This is a genomic window from Microcoleus sp. PH2017_12_PCY_D_A (assembly GCF_020738565.1).
Classification (GTDB): Bacteria; Cyanobacteriota; Cyanobacteriia; order Cyanobacteriales; family Microcoleaceae; genus Microcoleus.
Genome location: NZ_JAEQCI010000158.1, coordinates 10,379 through 14,216, shown reverse-complemented (window position 1 = coordinate 14,216; position 3,838 = coordinate 10,379). Strand labels below are relative to the sequence as shown.

3 protein-coding genes and 1 tRNA gene are annotated in these 3,838 nt (G+C 42.8%); all 4 read left to right on the top strand.

All coding sequences use genetic code 11. The features are described 5' to 3' along the window. The coding region (locus JGK39_RS30185; RefSeq protein ID WP_293250955.1) for a pentapeptide repeat-containing protein at positions 1-1,078 on the top strand (1,078 nt) is incomplete at its 5' end. A 36-nt stretch (positions 1,079-1,114) separates the two neighbouring features. Continuing rightward, positions 1,115-2,290 carry an SDR family oxidoreductase gene (locus JGK39_RS30180; RefSeq protein WP_293250958.1) on the top strand — a complete coding sequence of 392 codons (1,176 nt, stop codon included), beginning with the start codon at positions 1,115-1,117 and terminating at the stop codon, positions 2,288-2,290. A 279-nt stretch (positions 2,291-2,569) separates the two neighbouring features. After that, a tRNA-Asp gene (locus tag JGK39_RS30175) sits at positions 2,570-2,645 on the top strand. 146 nt (positions 2,646-2,791) lie between these two features. After that, positions 2,792-3,430 carry an HAD-IA family hydrolase gene (locus JGK39_RS30170; protein WP_293298543.1) on the top strand — a complete coding sequence of 213 codons (639 nt, stop codon included), beginning with the start codon at positions 2,792-2,794 and terminating at the stop codon, positions 3,428-3,430. The last annotated feature ends 408 nt before the right edge of the window (positions 3,431-3,838 follow it).

Below are 3,838 nucleotides of genomic sequence, written 5' to 3'. Positions count from 1 at the left end.
TCCACCTCCAATTAATGCTGCTGTCTTGGGCGGTATAGCAGGAATCAAACAGCGCTTAGCCAGCCCCCTAGCTGAAGCAAGGTTAGCAGCACTTTCAGAGGCTCTCAACTACGGAGCAGCCGGTTTAGAAGCAGCAATTACAGTTTTTGACGATACTGACGAGCGGGTGCGAGCTACCGCTGCGGCGATGTATGGGCGGGAAGAACAAATTAGCTTGATTGAAAAAGGTGCAGCAATCTGGAATAAATGGAGGGTGCAAAATCTACTGTTGTTGGGCGGCTTTGTAGATTTAAGTTGGGCTAATTTGAGCGGATATAATTTGAGCGGTGCCAACTTTAGAGAGTCTAATTTAGCAGGAGCAAGTTTTGAAGGTGGTAATTTACAAACAGCCAAAATTTTTAAGAGTAACTTGGAAGTAGCTAATCTGAGAAATGCCGAGTTGAGGGGAGCTAACCTGAGTCGCTCGAATCTCAGCGGGGCTGATTTGCAGGGAGCTAATCTGGGTCAAGCAAACCTCCGTTTAGTGAATTTTCGGGAAGCTAATTTATCTCAAAGCATCATCAAAGGAGCTAAACTTGGTGGGGCTGATTTGAGCGGCGCTGATTTGACTGGTGCTGACTTGAGCGAGGCGGATTTGAGTTTGGCTGAGCTTGGCGGGGCAAATTTGACAGGAGCAAATCTGGCGGGGATTAAATTAATTCGCTCTAACTTGAATGGCTGGAATTTTAAAGGATTTGTTTTTGTCGGAGCTAATTTGCGGTGGAGTAAATTTGCAGGGGCTTGTTTTATGAGAGCTAATTTGCGCGGTGCTAATTTGGAAAGAGCAGATTTGAGAAATGCTGATTTTTTTCAAGCCGATTTTACTGGGGCTAACCTGTGCGATGCGGATTTTAATAAAGCTACTTTGGCTGGTGCTAATCTGAGCGGTGCTGTTGTGAAAAGAGCAAGTTTCCTAAAAGCAAATCTCAGCGGGACTAATTTCAGCAGGGCTAATCTCAGCGGCGCTATTTTGAAAAAAGCTAATATTGATGGGGCAAATTTTACTGATGCTAATCTTTCGCGATGTGCCTGGACATGATAGTTAGTCTTGTTTGATTTCAATTATGGATTGAATATGGATAAACTGCCACGCTGTTTTGTATGCAAGAATAGTTTTCAAGAGCCGCATTCTTTTTATCGCGGTTTGTGTTGGGGTTGCGGCGAATTTAATTATGCAAAACGCAACGAAACGGCTAATTTGCACGGGCTATTTGCTTTGGTGACGGGAGCGAGGGTAAAAATTGGGTATGCTGTAACTCTGAGGTTGCTGAGGGCTGGTGCTTCGGTAATTGTTACTACTCGTTTTGCTCGCGATGCTGCTAAAAGGTATGCTGCTGAAACTGATTTTGGCGATTGGGGCGATCGCCTGCACGTTTACGAGTTAGATTTGCGGTATGTTGCGAAGGTTGAGCGCTTTGCAGAACACCTCACTTGTTGCTATCCCCGACTCGATATTATCGTCAACAATGCTGCTCAAACCGTTCGCCGCCCTCCGGCATTTTACCAGCATTTGAGGGATTTGGAAGCTCTGCCTTTCGAGGTTTTGCCTGCGGAAATTAAGGGGCTGGTAGCCCGATCGCACTTTTTGACTCATAATCTTGCTGGGGATAGGTCAAAAAAGTCGATCGCACCGGAAGATTCAGACAGTAAAACTCTCAGCCCTTTAGCTGTCACTTTGGATGGAGAGAACTTGATATCAGAGCAAGATAACTCTCGTTGGTTTCCGCTGGGGATGTACGATAGCGACGGACAGCAAATAGATTTGCGCCCTTTCAACAGTTGGCTGATGAAGGACGACGAAGTGAGCATTTTGGAGTTATTAGAAGTTCATGTGATTAATGCGATCGCTCCTTTTGCGATCAACAGCCGGCTTAAAAGGCTCATGAATAATTTTCCAGAAAGCTGCAAGTATATTGTCAATATTTCCTCAAAAGAAGGGCAGTTTGGCGGTGATAAATCTTGGCGTCACCCCCATACTAACATGGCAAAAGCCTCGCTGAACATGATGACTCGCACCTGCGCCAAAGAGTACGCAAAACACAAAATTTTTATGAATGCAGTCGATCCGGGATGGGTGAGTTTTCTACACCCTCATCCCCAAGTTTTAACGATGCAAGCACGTGGCGTTCAACCTCCTTTTGATGCGGTAGATGCGGCGGCGCGCATTTGCGATCCGATTTATGCGGGCGTAAATGAGAGACGCTATGTTTATGGCAAGTTATTTAAAGATTATGCTGATTCGCAGTGGTGATAAGTAGAAGGAAGAAGGAAGAAGGAAGAAGGAAGAAGGAAGAAGGAAGAAGGAAGAAGGAAGAAGGAAGAAGGAAGAAAATGTGATTTATCATTTATGATTTATCTGTAGGGTGCGTCAGTTAGCAAAAATTTGAGAGACATGAAACATATATTGCTGACGCACCGGGAAAGATTGGTGCGTCAGTTTTGAAATAGTTGGTAGGAAACAACAATTATCCTAACTGACGCACCCTACTTGACTGAAAGAAGTCAAATAAAATAATGTATAATGGAATGCGGCAGTGTAGCTCAGTGGTAGAGCGATCGCCTCGTCAAGGCGAGAGACAACCGTTTGATTCGGTTCGCTGCCACCAGCAACGTAGTTTAAGTGATAGAATTCCCTGGAGTATACCGGGAGATGCGGGTGCGATTCCCGCCGTTGCTATCTTTTTTGCGTTTACAATCAAGAGGTAATGAGTAATATAGAAGAGATTTCCCCTTCGTGATTTAATCTTCCCCAATGACCAAAGTAATTATTTTTGATTTTGACGGTACCTTAGCAGATACAATCGACATTCTTCTGAGCATCACCAACCGTTTATCAGCAGAATTCGGCTTTAAGTCAGCGACAAAAGAGGAACTGGCTCAATTGAGTAACTTAACTTCTTGGCAAATCCTCAGGTATTCTGGCATTTCTATCTTCAAATTCCCGCTGCTGATTAGAAAATTGAAAGCAGAGTTACGCAGTGAAATTTGCAATATTAAATTATTTCCTGGAATTAAAGAACTTTTGTGGGAATTAAAAAATCTGGGGTTTCAACTGGGCATTATTACATCTAATTCCCGAGAAAATGTGTTGGAATCGCTGGAAATAAATGGCTTGCAAGACGCTTTCACCTTTATTTACTCTGGTTCAACTTTTGGCAAACACAAAGTTATTAATAGATGGCTGAGAAGAGAGCATATAAATCCTGAAGAAGTCGTTTATGTAGGAGATGAAATTCGAGATATAGATGCTGCTAGAAAAACTGGAATCAAGGTAATTGCGGTAAGTTGGGGTTTTAATTCTCAGGAAGCTTTGGCTGCACACAATCCCGATTTTTTGATTAAACGCCCTCAGGAATTGCTGGAGATTATGAGTAATCTGGGAATAGTGTAAAGTTATGTAAATAAATATTTCAAGATTTAAAGTAGTAAATACTTTATGTCCGGGTTGTTGAAAAAATAGATTGAGATTGATATAAAGAGAAAGGAAAAGATTTACTCGATCGCTCAAATAAAGAGGAACAGTATTATGTCAGCCTTTGAAACTTTCTTGACGTTCGGCTTGGCTTCAGTTTTCGCGGTAGCTACTTTAGCAACTTGGTTGCGTTTCACCAATCCCCCTTCTGTTAAACGCAATTAGTTCTATTATTTTTTTGAATTTGGTATTAGAAGTCGGGTTTCTTAACGTGATGGATAATTCGCCGAAACCCGGTTTCTCTCGAAATGTTTTGCCGCCCAGCAGAGATTTTATGAGAAACCGGGTTTCTTAGACTTTGCATTATCCCCAGAAACCCGGTTTCTC